This is a genomic window from Polaromonas sp. P3_A5 (assembly GCF_056403055.1).
In genome coordinates this window covers 1-15,366 of record NZ_JBFUGF010000004.1, presented here as the reverse complement: position 1 = coordinate 15,366, position 15,366 = coordinate 1, and the positions used below count along the sequence as shown (strand labels likewise).

Genomic DNA, 15,366 nt, shown 5'->3' with positions numbered 1-15,366 from the left:
GGTTTGCGCCCGGTGCTTCAGGCAGGCTTGCCCAGCATGGCGTCCCTGAGTTTCCAGTCAGCCGGTTGTGGGCCCAGCCAGATGCGAACGAGGGCGTTGAAGAATTCAAGCTCCTTGAAGGGCTCGCCTTGTGGTTTGCCTTTGACGGAGATCACGGTGCCGGTGCCGGGAATCCAGTCGATGGTGAAGCCTTCGCCGGCTACCAGCTTTTTCTGGTCGGCAAAGAGCTGGCCCATCCTGATGAGGCCGGGGATCAGCTTGGACATTTCGCCTTTTGGGGTGTTCTCTGTGAAGGCGGTGGTAAAGCCTTTGCCCAGCTCATTGGAGTCAATGTCGCGCAGCAGGGTGATGCTGATGCGCTTGGGGCCGGGCATGGCGTAGACCTCTTCGGGGGTGGCGGCTTTTTTCGGCAGGTACATCGCGGCCACATAGACCTTGAACACCGCCTTGTAGCGAATGCCGGCGCCATTGAGCTGCAGCTTGGTGCCGTGGACCTCCACCGGGTCGTCGAGTTTGACGCCCGAAACCTCCATCGGTGCGGCGAGGGTGCCCAGTGAAAGCATCAAGCCGGCCAGGCCCGCAAGGCATCGCGTTGTCAAAGTCATGAGTTGTCTCCAAGGGTGTTGAAATAGAACGAGCGTTCTTTTTTTATGTCTCATTTTGAAGGCCAAGGAGGGCCTGTCGCAAGAGGGTTTGCGAGATAAGCATTAGTACCAGTCCGTAGTATTGGCGCCAATAACGCTTTTAAATGGCGCTTTATCAGGGCACGGACGGGCCGGGTTACCGCTGTCTTTGCTACACTTTGCCTCTCATGTTCATTCATCGCATCATTCAGACAGGTTGTGGCGACCGGGGAGCCTGGCCCTGGCGTACCTGTCATTTCTCGCACGCCTGAGGCGCACGCGGGCTGGCACACTGCCACTTGCCCGTGTATCTGCCGCGGTTTTTGCGACACCCCCCTTGATGCGCTCCGGCCCTGCCGGAGCATCCCGGCCCCATGCTTCGGGGTATTTTGAATGACAGGTGGCTACGCCTTTGAGCGCGTTGCCTCCTTGCGAAGGACTCATCCGTGATCACAGAACTCGAATTTAAAAGCCTGGCCAGCCAGGGCTACAACCGCATTCCCTTGATGGTCGAGGCGTTTGCCGACCTCGAAACACCTCTTTCCCTTTATCTCAAGCTTGCGCATTCCAGAGACGGCGGCAAGTTCAGCTTCCTGCTGGAATCGGTAGTGGGGGGCGAGCGGTTCGGCCGCTACAGTTTTATCGGCCTTCCCGCGCGCACGCTGGTGCGGGCATCCGGTTTTGGGCCAGATACCCTGACCGAAGTGGTGACGGACGGCAAGGTTGTGGAAACCTCCAAAGCCAATCCGCTGGACTTCATCAGCGACTACCAAAAGCGTTTCAAGGTCGCCCTGCGGCCCGGCCTGCCGCGCTTTTGCGGCGGCCTGGCGGGGTACTTCGGCTACGACACCGTGCGTTACGTCGAAAAGAAACTCGAAGCCTCCTGCCCGCCCGACACACTGGGCTGCCCCGACATCCTGTTGCTGCAGTGTGAAGAGCTCGCCGTGATCGACAACCTGTCGGGCAAGCTTTACCTGATTGTTTATGCCGACCCGGCGCGGCCGGAGGCCTACGCGAATGCCAAAAAACGCCTGCGCGAACTCAAGGACCAGCTGAAGTATTCCGTCAGCGCGCCGGTGGTGAAACCGTCGCAGAGTTATCCCGCTGAGCGTGACTTTGCCAAGGCAGACTACATCGCCGCCGTGGAACGCGCGAAGCGGTTGATCGAAGCCGGCGACTTCATGCAGGTGCAGGTCGGCCAGCGCATCAAGAAGCGTTACACCGAGTCCCCGCTGAGCCTGTATCGCGCGCTGCGTTCATTGAACCCCTCGCCCTACATGTATTACTACCATTTCGGCGACTTCCACGTGGTGGGGGCGTCTCCTGAAATTCTGGTCAGGCAGGAAAAGGTCGATGAGGGGCAGAAGATCACGATCAGGCCGCTGGCCGGCACGCGGCCCCGTGCCTCTTCGCCTGAGGCCGACAAGGCCGTGGAACACGAACTGGTGAACGACCCCAAAGAGCGCGCTGAACACGTGATGTTGATCGACCTCGCCCGCAACGACATCGGCCGCATCGCCAAAACCGGCACAGTGAAGGTCACCGAAGCCTTCGCGGTCGAGCGCTACAGCCACGTGATGCACATCGTCAGCAATGTCGAGGGCACGCTGCTGGACGGCATGTCGAGCATGGACGTGCTCAAGGCCACCTTCCCGGCGGGCACGCTCACCGGCGCGCCCAAGGTCCATGCCATGGAGCTGATCGACCAGCTCGAGCCGACCAAGCGGGGCCTCTACGGCGGCGCCTGCGGCTACCTCAGCTATGCCGGCGACATGGATGTGGCGATCGCCATCCGCACGGGCATCATCAAGGACCAGACGCTGTATGTGCAGGCGGCTGCCGGTGTGGTGGCCGATTCCGTGGCCGAACTCGAATGGATGGAAACCGAAGCCAAGGCGCGCGCGCTGCTGCGGGCGTCCGAGCTGGTGGAGGAGGGCCTGGAATGAGCACGCTGTCCCATCCCGTCATTGAGCATTGCGACACCATGGCCGATGTGCGCCGCCACATCGATGCGCTGGACGACCGCATCGCGCCGCTGATCGCCGAGCGCAGCGCTTATGTGGCGCAGGCCGCGCGCATCAAGCAAAGCGCCAGCCAGATTGTCGACAACGCACGCATCGAGTTCATCGTTGATCGTGTGCGTGCACAGGCCCGTGCGGCCGGCGCCCCCGAGGCCATCATGGAAGCGACCTACCGCGCCATGATTGCCGCATCCATTGATTTTGAGCGCGGCGAGTTCACACGCCTGCGCCAGGGAGACTGAACCATGAAGCGCACCAAACTCCTGATGATCGACAACTACGACAGCTTCACCTATAACATCGTCCAGTATTTTGGCGAGCTCGGTGCCGAAGTCGAAGTGTTTCGCAATGACGAGATCACGGTGGCCGAAATCGCCGCGCGCGCTCCTGACGTGCTGGTGGTGTCGCCCGGTCCGTGCTCACCGGCCGAGGCCGGTATTTCGGTGGCGGCGATCCAGCATTTCGCCGGCAAGCTGCCGATTCTGGGCGTCTGCCTGGGCCACCAGGCCATAGGCGCCGCTTTTGGCGGCAAGATCGTGCGCGCCCAGCAGCTCATGCACGGCAAGACCAGTGTCATCACCACCACACAGCAGGGCGTGTTCGCCGGGTTGCCTGAGCAGTTTGTGGTGAACCGCTACCACTCGCTGGCGATCGAAAAAGAATCGTGTCCCGACGTACTGGCCGTCACGGCGCGAACCGACGATGGCGAGATCATGGGTGTGCGCCACACGGAGTTGCCGATCCAGGGTGTGCAGTTCCATCCGGAATCCATCCTCACCGAGCACGGGCACGCCATGCTGAAAAACTTCCTGGAGCAGACGGCATGACCCAAGATGCTATTACTTTGATAGCTGGTCGCGCTTATTCATATTGCCCTGGGGGCAAAAATGACTGATAAAAGAGTCGTTGACCTGCGCAGCGATACCGTCACCCGGCCCACGGCCGCCATGCGTGAGGCCATGCTGGCTGCACCGCTGGGTGACGACGTTTTCGGCGACGACCCGGCCGTCAATGCGCTGCAGGAAAAGATTGCCGGATTGCTGGGCTTTGAGGCCGCGCTCTTCGTGCCCACCGGGACGCAGAGCAATCTTTGCGCGATCCTCTCCCACTGCCAGCGCGGTGACGAATACATCGTCGGCCAGATGGCGCACTGCTACCGCTGGGAAGGCGGCGGCGCGGCGGTGTTCGGCAGCGTGCAGCCGCAGCCGCTGAACCACCACACTGATGGCACGCTGGCGCTTGCCGAGATCGAGGCAGCGATCAAGCCCGACGACGCGCACTTCGCGCGCACCCGGATGCTGGCGCTCGAGAACACCCTGGGCGGCAAGCTGCTGCCGTTTGCGTATGTGCAGCAGGCGACCGTGCTCGCGAAGAATCACGGCCTGGCCCGCCACCTGGACGGTGCGCGGCTCTTTAACGCCGCTGTGGCGCAGGCTGCGCAAACGGGCAGCAACCCGCTGGCGGAGGCGCGCCGCATTGCGGATTGTTTTGACAGCGTATCGGTTTGCTTCAGCAAAGGCCTGGGCGCGCCGGTAGGTTCGGCCCTGTGCGGCTCGCGCGAATTCATCGCGCGGGCGCACCGCATCCGCAAGATGGCCGGCGGCGGCATGCGGCAGGCGGGCATGCTGGCTGCAGCAGCGTCGCATGCACTGGACCACCATGTCGGACGTCTCGCGCAAGACCACGCCCTGGCCAAATACCTGGCCGACGGCCTGACGGGCATTGACGGCCTGCAGGTAGAGGCACCACAGACCAACATTGTGTTTGTCGACCTGACCGGCGCGGCGCGGGACCGGTCCGCTGCCTTGCTCAAGCACCTGGCCGGCCAGGGCATTGAGGCCACGGGGCTGTACCGCCTGCGTTTTGTCACCCATCTGGACGTGGACACTGCCGGCGTGGACCGTGCCATCGCTGCCATCCGGCAGTTTTTTAACTGAAAGGACTTAGCCATGCCTGACTTTCAACACCTGTTGCTTTTCATCGCGGCTGGCTGGCTGCTGAACCTGACGCCGGGCCCTGATGTGCTTTACATCGTGACCAATTCACTGCGCTCGGGCGCGCGCGCCGGCATTGTTGCCGGCCTCGGCATCACGGCTGGCTGCTTCGTCCACATCTTCGCGGCGGCCGTGGGCGTCGGTGCCTTGCTTGCCACTTCGGCCACGGCATTCACCGTGCTCAAGTGGATAGGCGCGGCGTACCTGCTGTGGATAGGTGCGAAAATTTTGTTTTCCAGGGCACCGCAGGCCACCACCGACCTCGCCGCGGCGGCTGCCGCCCAGCCGGAGCGGCGCCTGAAAGCGGTGTTCATGGGCGGCTTCTGGACCAACGTGCTGAACCCCAAGGTGGCGATTTTTTTCCTGGCCTTCGTGCCGCAGTTCATCGCCCCCGGCACCGACAACAAGGCCCTGGCCTTTGTTTTGTTGGGGGTGCTGTTCAACCTGAACGCCATTCCGGTCAATTCGGGCTGGGCCCTGGCCGCGGCCTGGATGGCCCGGCGCGATGCCGTGCAGCGCGGGATGCACTGGCTGGACCGTGCAGCCGGTGCCATGTTCATTGCCTTCGGCCTCAAGCTCGCCTTGACCGACCATCCAGCGAGCTGAGTCATTTTCTTCCAGCCCAGAATAAAGAAACGAGACACGCCATGCCCAACACCCACAAGATCACTCCGCAGGAAGCCCTGCAGCGCACCATCGAACACCGCGAAATCTTCCACGACGAAATGCTGCACATCATGCGGCTGATCATGAGCGGTGAGATGTCGCCCGTGATGATGGCCGCGCTCATCACCGGCTTGCGCGTCAAGAAGGAAACCATCGGCGAGATCACGGCCGCCGCGCAGGTGATGCGCGAGTTTTCGACGAAAGTCAATGTGGCCGACAAGACGCATCTGGTCGATATCGTAGGCACCGGCGGCGATGGCTCGCACACCTTCAACATCTCGACCTGCTCCATGTTCGTCGCGGCGGCGGCTGGCGCCAAGGTCAGCAAGCACGGCGGGCGCAGCGTCAGCAGCAAGTCGGGCAGCGCTGATGTGATCGAGTCGTTGGGCATCCATATCGGCCTGTCGCCCGAAGCCATTGCGAAATGCATCGACGAGGTCGGTGTGGGCTTCATGTTTGCGCCCAACCACCATCCGGCCATGAAGAACGTTGCGCCCATCCGCAAGGAACTCGGCGTGCGCACCATCTTCAACATCCTGGGCCCCCTGACCAACCCGGCCAGCGCGCCCAACATCCTGATGGGCGTGTTCCATTCGGACCTGGTCGGTATCCAGGTTCGCGCTTTGCAGCGCCTGGGCGCCGAGCACGCGCTGGTGGTCTACGGCAAGGACGGCATGGACGAGGTCAGCCTGGGCGCGGCCACCGTGGTTGGCGAGCTCAAGAACGGTGAAATCACCGAGTACGAAATCCACCCCGAAGACTTCGACATGCCCATGGCCAGCAACCGCGCATTGCGCGTAGACACCCCCGAGCAGTCCAAGGCCATGCTGCTGGGCGTGCTGGACAACCAGCCGGGCGCGGCGCGCGACATCGTGGTCCTGAACGCCGGGGCGGCGCTGTATGCCGCCAATGTGGCCGACTCCATGAAGGCTGGCATCGTACTGGCGCGTGCGGCGCTGGAGTCGGGCGCGGCCAGAGCCAAGCTCGATCAGCTGGTCAGCCACAGCAAGAAGCTCGCCTGACAGCTTGCCGGCGGCGCATGGCTGCGCAGCTATCTATTCCCGTGCGGTCACGCGCGCGTCGGTTGCGGCGAAATGCAGGCCGACCGTGCTGCCTGGTTCGGCCACGCTCAGCAGGGCGTCACTGAACACCAGCAATTCACCCAGCGGCGTGAGCACCACGCTTTCGATCCGGCTACCCAGATAAGCCTGCCGCAGGACTTTTCCTGTCAGCGTGCTTGCTTCCAGTTCGCCGATACGGATGCGGTGTGGGCGTATGGCCAGCGCCACAGCGCCGTCCGGCATGCCTGGCGGCGGCACCACCCGCACATCAACCTGGTCGGCGCGGAAGAAATGCTGGCCCTGCAGTGTGACCAGTTCGCCGTTGATCAGGTTGGCGTCGCCGATGAAGTCAGCCACAAAACTTGAGACGGGCGCTTCGTACAAATCGCGCGGCGCGCCCATCGTTGCAATGCGTCCCTTTTGCATGACCACAATGCGGTCCGACACCGCCAGCGCTTCTTCCTGGTCGTGCGTCACGTAGACCACGGTGAGCTTGAGGTTCTGCTGAAGGTCGCGGATGTCCTGGCGCACCTTGCGGCGCAGCTTGGCATCCAGGTTCGACAAGGGCTCGTCAAACATCAGCACGGCCGGCTCCAGCACCAGTGACCGTGCCACTGCCACACGTTGCTGCTGCCCGCCGGACAGCTCCGACGAGAGCCGGTCGGCGTAGTCGGCAATGCCGAGCAGATCCATCTTGGCTTTTGCCAACGCCACGGCCTGCGGTTTCTTCATGCCGGATGCGAGCAGGCCGTAACACACGTTCTCCAGCGCACTCATGTGCGGGAATAACGCGTAGGACTGGAAAACCAGGCTCACGTCGCGTTGATTGGCCGACCTGCCGGTCACGTCCCGTCCATCGATGCGGATCACGCCCTCGGAAGGTAGCTCCAGGCCGGCGATCAGCCGCAGCAGTGTTGTCTTGCCGCAGCCGGAAGGCCCCAGCAAGGTCACCAGCTCTGCCTTGTCGATGGTGAGATCAAGCGGATGCAGCGCAACCACCTTGCCGAAACGCTTGACGACGCCTTGAAACTCCACAGCGGCGGGGGACGGGGTCATGGCAGGGCCTGTTAAAAAATAAGTGAAACGAAAAAGATGTGACGATGGCGCAGAGGCTCAAGCGGTCGACACCGCGCGCCGCCCCAGCTCCGCATTGCCAATGAAGCGCTGGATCAGCAGGACACAGGCCAGCATGATCACGATGAGCACGGACGAATAGGCAATGGCCAATGCGTATTCGCCGACTTCGACACGGCCCGCGATGTAAACCGTCGCAAGGTTGTGCTGGGCGGTCGCCAGGAAAATCACCGCGCTGACGGCTGTGATGGCATGCGTAAAACTGAACACCAGGCTGGCAATGATGGCCGGGCGCAAGAGCGGCAGGATGACCCGCGCGAACGTGCGTGATGTGCTGGCGCGCAATGTGGCGGATGCTTCGTCCAGCGACCGGTCAAGCTGCGACAGGGCTGATACCGTGGCCCTCACGCCCACCGGCATGTTGCGAAACACCAGGCACAGCACGATGATGGCGAAGGTGCCGGTGAATTCAAGGGGCGGCACGTTGAAGGCGACGATATAGGCCACGCCGATGACGGTGCCCGGCACGGCGAAGTTCACCATGGTCAGGAACTCGAAGGCCCGCCGACCCTTGAATGCATGTCGGCTCACGACATAACCTCCCAGCAGGCCCAGCGCGGTGGTCAGGGGTGCGGCAACAGCGGCAACGCCGAGCGTGGTGAACAGGCTGTTCCACGCCGAGCCCGAAAACACCAGGCCCCCGGCGCCCCAACTCAGCCCAAACCCGGTCTGAAAGTGCTGCAGCGAGGGCGTCAGGTCAAACCTTCCGATGTCCTTGACCACGCCGCCGATCAGGATGATGCCGTATGACAGCACGGTCAGCGCGACCCAGGGCAGAACCAGCGCCAGCGCCCCCCACTTGACGCCGGTGGGCAGTGCGGCGGGCAGGCCGCTATCGCCTTTTCCGCTCACGGATGTATAGGAAGCTTTGCCGATCCAGCGCTGCTGCAGTGCAAAGATGCCGACCGTCAGCAGCAGCAGGGTGACGGCGAGGATGGCGGCGCGCGAAGCGTCGTGCTGCGCCCCGGCGATGGCGAAGAAAATCTTCGTCGACAGCACCTCGAAATTTCCGGAGAGCACCAACGGGTTGGCAAAGTCCGCCAGGCTTTCCACAAAGCCCAGCAGGAAGGCATTGGCAATGGCGGGGCGCACCAGGGGCCAGGTCACGGTGCGAAATACATGCCACGGCGAACCCCTCAGCACCTGGCCGGCTTCTTCCAGCGTCGGGCTGACCAATCGCAAGGCGCCGCTGATCAGCAGGAAGGCCAAAGGCGTAAAGCAAATCACCTGCGCCAGCAGTACGCCCGGCAGGCCGTAGATCCAGCGCGACCTTGCAATGCCGAACCAGTCGCTCATCAGCTGCGTCACCATGCCGGTGCGGCCGAAGAGAATGATGATGGCCAGGCCGATGACGAAAGGCGGCGTGACCACCGGCAGGATGGACAGCACGCGCAGGCTGCCGCGAAAACGCTGACCGCCGCGCTCGGCCAGCAGGGCCAGCGCAAAACCGAAAAGCGTGCTTCCGATGCCTGCAAGGGTGGCCAGCACGATGGAGTTGATGGCCACGCCGCAACGGACGTTGCCGGCGATGCAACCCGCGCCCCAGATGTCCTCGCTGAAAAACCGGGCGGCGGCAGTCTGGATCAGCCAGTTCCCCCGCTCGTCCACAAAAGCCGCCAGCAGCATGCGCCCGATTGGGTAGATGACAAAAATGGCCAGCAGCAGGGACAGGATGCAGACAATGCCGGAAATGGCGGCATCACTCTTGAAAGCGCCGGCGCGTGTTGCCAGTAGGCTTGCGACGGCGGCCAGCACGCACCCGCCGGCAACATAAGCTGAGCTCTGGGTCCACGGCATCAGCAGCACGCCCGCTGCAATGCCCAGTGCTGCCAGCAGCCAGCTCAGCGGATCAGCCCGCACGCGTGGGGCGGCTGCCATCACTGCAATGGGTGTAGTCAAGGTGCGACGTGATTCATCAGTGAGCAATGGAATTGCGGGATGTGCTCAGCGCTCACTTGGGCAGTGCCCCGATGTCCTTGTCCCATTTGCCCAGCAGGCGCGAGCGTTCGGCCGAAGCGCCGTACTTGGCGAAGTTGTAGTCGATCAGTTTGACGTCGGCCAGCTTGGGCGCCTGCGGCGGCAAGGATGCTTTTTTATTGGAGGGGTTCTGGTACGAATGCGCGACCGTGGCAATGTCCTGCGCTTCAGGTGTCAGGGCCCAGTCGTACCATTTTTTGGCGTTGGCCAGATTTTTGGCACCCTTGATGATGCTCATGCTGCCGATCTCGTAGCCCGTACCCTCGCACGGTGCGACCACCTTCAGGGGCGCGCCTGCCACGGCGTGCGTGACGGCGTCGTGCAGGAAGGTGATGCCGATCATGCTTTCGCCGGTGGCTGCCGCACGGGCCGGCGCAGCGCCCGACTTGGTGTATTGGTTGATGTTGCGATGAAGGGCCTTCAGGTAGTCGAACGCCTTGTCTTCTCCCATGATCTGCACGAGTGTGGCGAGCAGCGTGTAGGAAGTGCCCGAGGAGTTGGGGTTGGCGACCTGGACTTCCCCCTTGAACTCCGGCTTGATGAGATCTGCCCAGCATTTGGGTTCGGGCAATTTGCGTTTGGCCAGCTCGACGGTATTGAAGCTGAACCCCAGGGCGCCGGCATAAACGCCGACCGTGCGGTACTTGGAGGCCTCGGCTTGCCGTACTGCCCAAGGGTGCAGGTCGGCCAGTTTGGGCGATTTGTAGGGCTCGGTCAGACCTTCTTCAGCGGCCTGAAGATGAGGGTCGCCCGTGCCACCCCACCACACGTCACCGCGCGGGTTGGCTGCCTCGGCCTTGATCTGGGCATAAGTTTCGCCCGAGCTCTTGCGTGTCATTGACACCTTGATGCCGGTGGCCTTTTCGAAGGCGGTCACCATGGGCCGGCACCATTCTTCCTGGACGTTGCAGTAAACCACCAGTTCTTCGGCTGCGCGGACCGAAGGCGATATCGCGCACGCCATGGCCGCCAGAAGCAATCCCGGAACGAGTGATTTGAATGTGAACTGTCTCATCTATGTCTCCTTCTTTATGTCGTCAATAGCGCCTGGGGGTGCGGCGTTGAGGCCACCTTAGCAGCCGTCAGCGCAGCGGTATACCCGTTAAAACGCTTAGTTCGGAGGCCAGCCTGGCGTTGGTGGCCAGCACCGCGCTACCTTGGGTCAGTCCGCCTTCGGCCCAGAAATCGTTAACGCGGCCGCCTGCCTCGCGCACCAGCAGCAGGCCAGCCGCGACGTCCCATGAATTGATATGCGCTTCGGCGTAGGCTTCGCAGCGCCCGGCGGCCACATAGGCCAGCCCCAGCGCGCCGGAACCCGCGCGGCGCACCGAACAGCCCGCATGCATGCACTGGCTGACCAGCGCGAGGTAGGGGTCTGGCGACAGGCGCGAAGACCAGCCAATTTCGACCGTGGAGGCGGCCAGCTCGGCCAGCTCGCTGACCTGAAGCCGAACGCCGTTGCACCATGCGCCATGGCCGTTTTGCGCGATGAAGAGCTCGTCGTGCATGGGCTCATAGATGGCGCCGGCTTCGAGCTCGCCGTTGACCATCAGGCCCAGGGAGATGCAGAAATGCGGGATGGCCCGGGCGAAATTCGCCGTTCCATCCACCGGGTCGACAATCCAGAGGCGAGCTGTGCCGCCGGTTTCTCCTCCTGCTTCCTCCCCCAGCACGGCGTCTCCCGGAAAGCGCCGTTCGATCTCCGCGCGCACATACTGTTCTACCGCACCGTCGGTGACGGTCAGGTAGTCCTGCCGGCCCTTGAGCGAGTAGGCGGGCTTGTCTGGCGCGTTGAAGGCGTCGCGCATCATGGCGCCGGCCGAACGGACAATTTCTTCAATGGCGTCAGTGAGTGCGGTCATGGGAAGGGTGTAGGGGATATCCGATGGAGGTCGCCTTGTGTGCGAGCCGGGTCAGGCGTGGCACCCAAAGCGGGTAAAACGAAATGTTAGTGCCGGGGCGTATCCGGCTGTAGCGGGTTTGCGCTAAGACGCCGCGAAACCTGGCCCTGCGAGTCGCCCGGCCGCATCTGCCAAAATCGGGGCATGTCCGATATCCTGAACCAAATCATTGCCGTCAAGCGTCAAGAAATTGCCGATGCCATCCGCCGCAAACCGCTGGACGTGATGCGCGAAGATGCCGAATCGCGTGTCCTGACGCGTGACTTTGTGGGTGCGCTGCGCGCCAAGATCGCAGCGGGTCAGCCCGCGGTGATTGCCGAAATCAAGAAGGCCAGCCCGTCCAAAGGCGTGCTGCGCGCCGACTTCATTCCAGCCGACATCGCGCAAAGCTATGCCGAAGGTGACGGCGAGATCAGCGCGGCCTGCCTTTCGGTGCTGACCGACAAGCAGTTCTTCCAGGGCAGCATTGATTACCTGAAGCAGGCGCGGGCCTCCTGCAGCCTGCCGGTGCTGCGCAAGGACTTCATGGTGGATCCTTACCAGGTGTATGAAGCGCGCGTCATGGGCGCTGACTGCATTTTGCTGATTGCTGCCTGCCTGGACGACGCGCAGATGCAATCGCTCGAAGCGCTGGCGATGTCGCTGGACATGGCGGTGCTGGTCGAGGTACACGACGAAGCCGAACTGGAGCGTGCGCTCAAGCTCAAGACGCCGCTGATCGGCATCAACAACCGCAACCTCAAAACTTTCGAGGTCTCGCTGGACACCACGCTGGGCATGCTGGCCAGGGTGCCGGCGGACCGCCTGCTGATTACCGAGTCGGGCATTGCCACGCCGGCGGACGTGCAGCGCATGCGTCAGGCAGGTGTGAATGCATTCCTGGTCGGCGAGGCCTTCATGCGCGCGGAAGAACCCGGCCTTGCACTGGCTCAATTGTTCGGTAAAAGATAGGCTGTAAAGCCATGAACCAGCTGCTTGACGCCATGAAGGCGCCTTTGCCCAACCGGCTTACCACTGCTGACCCCGCCGCCTGGCCGGTGGCGCCCGGCTGGCGGCCGACCACCGATGCATTTTTTGGCAGTCCGACCGGCCAGAAGTTGTTGGGTTTTCTGCGAGGCCGCCTGGAGGAAGGTGTGACGATCTTTCCGCCGCAGCCGTTGCGCGCGCTGGAGCTTACGCCGCCCGAAGAAGTGCGTGTTGTCATCCTCGGTCAGGACCCGTACCATGGGTTGGGCCAGGCCGAGGGGCTGGCGTTTTCCGTAGCACCCGGTGTGGCCCTGCCGCCCTCGCTGCGCAACATCTTCAAGGAGTTGCAGCGCGACCTCGGGACGCCGCCGCCCCAGTTTCCGGTGCCCGGCGGCAGCCTGGTGAAGTGGGCGACACATGGGGTGCTGTTGCTCAACACCTGCCTGACGGTCGAGGAAGGGCTGCCGGCCAGCCACGCCGGCAAGGGCTGGGAGGTATTGACCGATACCCTGATCCGCCAGGTGGCGGAAGGCGACCACCCGGTGGTGTTCATGCTGTGGGGTGCACATGCCCAGAGCAAACGGTCGTTGATTGATGCGAAGCGTCACAAGGTGCTGGTGGCCAACCACCCGTCGCCGCTGTCGGCCATGCGGCCACCCTTGCCCTTTATTGGCTGCGGCCATTTCTCACAGGCGCGTGAATGGCGTGACGCACACCCGAAGGCCTGATTTGCTATTGTTTTGATAGCTGTTCGCGCTCGTCCTGCCTTGCTAAAAGGCCAAAAATCCTTGAATTTTGAGGGCTGGCTAAAACTCCGCCGGAAGGCTGCCCACGTAGTCGCGCCGGATATTGACCGTGCTTTGCAGGCCCAGCGCCTCAAAGTGACGGCGCAGCCAGCGCTTGGCCGCGCCCTGGCCCATTTCAAACAGCTTTTCGATCATGGCCGTATCGGCCGACATCTTGCTGGATGAGGGCAGGCTTTCCAGCGCCTCGCCGCCGTCGATGCGGTGCAGCAGCAGGCTCTTGTATTTCTCGCCCTCCTGCAAGCGGCCATCGGCCAGCAGGCGGTTGATGAAATCGATGGTCCGCATCTGGGACAGCAGGCTGGCGTTGAAGGTCAGCTCGTTCACCCGGTCTGCGATGTCGTGAGGCGTGTGGGGAATCTCGGGGCGCCGCAAGGGGTTGATCTGGACAACGATGATGTCGCGGCTGCTGCAATCACTGATGAGCGGCAGCAGCGAGGGATTGCTCGAAAACCCGCCATCCCAATAGTGCTGGTCGTCAATTTCAACCGCCTGAAACAGCGTGGGCAGGCAGGTGGACGCCATCACCGCCTGCAAAGTCAGGCGTTTGCCGGCAAAGATTTCTGCCCGGCCGGTGGTGACGTGGGTTGCCGATACGAAAGCCTTGGTTGTGTGCATGGCCGCAATGGCGTGAAAGTCGATTTCTGCCTCCAGCAGTTTGCGCAAAGGGTTGATGTCCAGCGGATTAGACTGGTAGGGTGACATCCACTGTGTCATTGCACTATTCATTAAGTTTGCACTCACTTTGTTAGCGGCCCAGCCCCCAATGAGCATCTTGCTGATGCTGTCAGCCATGGAGCCGAGGCTGCCCATGGCGGCAACGCCCTGCCAGACCCGGCTGAGCGACGCACGTGCCGCCTCCCGCGGGTTGGTTTTTTCGGGGGAATTGTCTTTTTGGGCGGTAGCGAATCCGTGTGCCAGCGCTACGGCGTTGACCGCCCCGGCGCTGGCACCGCTGATGCCGTCAAACTCGATGCGCTCGTCCGCCAGCAGGGCATCCAGCACGCCCCAGGTGAATGCACCGTGCGATCCGCCGCCCTGCAAAGCAAGATTGACCCGGCGCAGGGAAGACGGCTCAGCGGGGGAGGAAGGCAGTGCGGGTACGGTGACAGTGCTCATGCGTAGACGGTCTCTCGTTATCCAGGTTGGCCGGTGGCGCAGGAGGGTGCCCGGGACGGCAATATCCATGCGACTCACTCTGGCATTGATGAAAGGCTGCCACATCATGCCCGAAGCCTGGCCGCAACCGCCACGGGAGTGCGGCAGGGTCTGGGGATTAGGGCCGGACCGGGTTATGCCGCGTTTTGGGGGGCTTTCCGCGGTACCTACGGGCATCCCGGGGTGAAGGTTTGGTCGGGAGATGCGCTGGCGAGGCATGCGGCAGCTTTTTTTAATGCTTTTTGCCATGCCTTGGCATTTCGTCCGACATAAAACCGTGGCATAATCCGAGGTTCGCTTGAAGGATGGGTGCCCGAGTGGCTAAAGGGGGCAGACTGTAAATCTGTTGGCTAACGCCTACGCTGGTTCGAATCCAGCCTCATCCACCAGATTTTGTTTTGATTTTGGCAAGCGGGCGGCGCAAAGTAATCACGTAAAAGTGTGTCGCGTAAAGCGTGTTTTGGGTCGTAAGTGATTTTGGTGTGAGTTGAATTTGGCAGAGCTGCGCGGGAGTAGTTCAATGGTAGAACCCTAGCCTTCCAAGCTAATGACGCGGGTTCGATTCCCGTCTCCCGCTCCATAAAGCTGCTTTATGGTTCTGCTTTTGAATCTTGCGCCAGGTTGCAATTGTGGTTTTGAGTTCAGCCCTTTTGGCTCAGTGGTAGAGCACTCCCTTGGTAAGGGAGAGGTCGCGGGTCCGATTCCCGCAAAGGGCACCAAATTTTGAGTCGGTGTGGCGTACGAGGCGCTGTTGCTGGCTGTAGTGGTAACTGGTTTTGTAACTCTTTATAAATTTCTGGAGTTGAAAAAATGGCAAAAGGCAAATTTGAGCGGACCAAGCCGCACGTCAACGTAGGCACGATTGGCCACGTGGACCATGGCAAGACGACGCTGACGGCGGCGATCACGACCGTTCTGGCATCCAAGTTCGGCGGCGAAGCCAAGGGCTACGACCAAATTGACGCGGCGCCCGAAGAAAAAGCGCGCGGCATCACGATCAACACCGCCCACGTCGAGTACGAAACGGCCAACCGCCACTACGCCCACGTCGACTGTCGACTG

The 15,366-nt window shown here is 62.2% G+C and carries 15 protein-coding genes and 3 tRNA genes; 12 read left to right on the top strand and 6 right to left on the bottom strand.

The features are described 5' to 3' along the window. Positions 1–17 precede the first annotated feature (17 nt). Positions 18–605, bottom strand: coding sequence for a chalcone isomerase family protein (locus AC1DU8_RS21230; protein ID WP_477666893.1), 588 nt, complete (start codon positions 603–605; stop codon positions 18–20). Between the two features lie 464 nt (positions 606–1,069). Between AC1DU8_RS21230 and trpE the strand changes: the two genes are divergently transcribed. Genes trpE through trpD form a run of 6 tightly spaced genes read left to right on the top strand, consistent with a single transcriptional unit; the run spans position 1,070 to position 6,326 of the window. Next, positions 1,070–2,569: an anthranilate synthase component I gene (gene trpE / locus AC1DU8_RS21225; RefSeq protein WP_477727226.1), complete on the top strand. Its 1,500-nt coding sequence runs from the start codon at positions 1,070–1,072 to the stop codon at positions 2,567–2,569. Next, a complete protein-coding gene (locus AC1DU8_RS21220) occupies positions 2,566–2,886 on the top strand; it encodes a chorismate mutase (protein WP_457282292.1) in 321 nt (106 codons plus the stop codon). Before trpE ends, AC1DU8_RS21220 begins: the two co-directional genes overlap by 4 nt. A 3-nt stretch (positions 2,887–2,889) precedes the next feature. Next, positions 2,890–3,471, top strand: a complete 582-nt coding sequence (locus tag AC1DU8_RS21215) for an aminodeoxychorismate/anthranilate synthase component II (protein ID WP_457282291.1) — start codon at positions 2,890–2,892, stop codon at positions 3,469–3,471. A 60-nt stretch (positions 3,472–3,531) separates the two neighbouring features. Continuing rightward, a complete protein-coding gene (ltaE, locus tag AC1DU8_RS21210; protein ID WP_477727225.1) occupies positions 3,532–4,581 on the top strand; it encodes a low-specificity L-threonine aldolase in 1,050 nt (349 codons plus the stop codon). Between the two features lie 12 nt (positions 4,582–4,593). Then, a complete protein-coding gene (locus AC1DU8_RS21205; RefSeq protein WP_457282289.1) occupies positions 4,594–5,244 on the top strand; it encodes a LysE family translocator in 651 nt (216 codons plus the stop codon). A 41-nt stretch (positions 5,245–5,285) separates the two neighbouring features. Further along, on the top strand, positions 5,286–6,326 hold the full coding sequence (gene trpD / locus AC1DU8_RS21200; RefSeq protein WP_477690182.1) for an anthranilate phosphoribosyltransferase: 1,041 nt from the start codon (positions 5,286–5,288) through the stop codon (positions 6,324–6,326). 33 nt (positions 6,327–6,359) lie between these two features. Here the strand turns inward: trpD and AC1DU8_RS21195 are convergent, their stop codons facing one another. From AC1DU8_RS21195 to AC1DU8_RS21180, 4 genes are all read right to left on the bottom strand, one after another. Then, entirely contained in the window at positions 6,360–7,421 is a 1,062-nt protein-coding gene (locus AC1DU8_RS21195) for an ABC transporter ATP-binding protein (protein WP_477702635.1), read from the bottom strand. Between the two features lie 57 nt (positions 7,422–7,478). Next, positions 7,479–9,398: an ABC transporter permease gene (locus AC1DU8_RS21190; RefSeq protein WP_477727224.1), complete on the bottom strand. Its 1,920-nt coding sequence runs from the start codon at positions 9,396–9,398 to the stop codon at positions 7,479–7,481. 52 nt (positions 9,399–9,450) lie between these two features. Next, on the bottom strand, positions 9,451–10,491 hold the full coding sequence (locus AC1DU8_RS21185) for an ABC transporter substrate-binding protein (protein WP_477666891.1): 1,041 nt from the start codon (positions 10,489–10,491) through the stop codon (positions 9,451–9,453). Between the two features lie 67 nt (positions 10,492–10,558). Next, on the bottom strand, positions 10,559–11,338 hold the full coding sequence (locus AC1DU8_RS21180; protein WP_477666890.1) for an inositol monophosphatase family protein: 780 nt from the start codon (positions 11,336–11,338) through the stop codon (positions 10,559–10,561). Positions 11,339–11,521: 183 nt separating this feature from the next. On the opposite strand from AC1DU8_RS21180, the gene trpC reads away from it, so the two are divergent. Together trpC and AC1DU8_RS21170 are read left to right on the top strand one after the other, a co-directional pair. Then, complete coding sequence (gene trpC / locus AC1DU8_RS21175; protein ID WP_457282283.1) at positions 11,522–12,328, top strand: indole-3-glycerol phosphate synthase TrpC; 807 nt, start codon at positions 11,522–11,524, stop codon at positions 12,326–12,328. Between the two features lie 11 nt (positions 12,329–12,339). Continuing rightward, positions 12,340–13,071 carry a uracil-DNA glycosylase gene (locus AC1DU8_RS21170; RefSeq protein WP_477727223.1) on the top strand — a complete coding sequence of 244 codons (732 nt, stop codon included), beginning with the start codon at positions 12,340–12,342 and terminating at the stop codon, positions 13,069–13,071. A 78-nt stretch (positions 13,072–13,149) separates the two neighbouring features. On the opposite strand, the gene AC1DU8_RS21165 is transcribed toward AC1DU8_RS21170, so the two are convergent. Then, positions 13,150–14,265, bottom strand: a complete 1,116-nt coding sequence (locus tag AC1DU8_RS21165; RefSeq protein ID WP_457282281.1) for a patatin-like phospholipase family protein — start codon at positions 14,263–14,265, stop codon at positions 13,150–13,152. A 342-nt stretch (positions 14,266–14,607) separates the two neighbouring features. Here AC1DU8_RS21165 and AC1DU8_RS21160 point away from each other — a divergent pair. From AC1DU8_RS21160 to AC1DU8_RS21145, 4 genes are all read left to right on the top strand, one after another. After that, positions 14,608–14,693: transfer RNA gene (locus AC1DU8_RS21160), tRNA-Tyr, on the top strand. 117 nt (positions 14,694–14,810) lie between these two features. Beyond that, positions 14,811–14,884: transfer RNA gene (locus tag AC1DU8_RS21155), tRNA-Gly, on the top strand. Between the two features lie 64 nt (positions 14,885–14,948). Further along, positions 14,949–15,023, top strand: a tRNA-Thr gene (locus AC1DU8_RS21150). A 91-nt stretch (positions 15,024–15,114) separates the two neighbouring features. Beyond that, positions 15,115–15,366: GTP-binding protein (locus AC1DU8_RS21145; RefSeq protein ID WP_477727222.1), on the top strand; the 252-nt coding region annotated here is incomplete at its 3' end.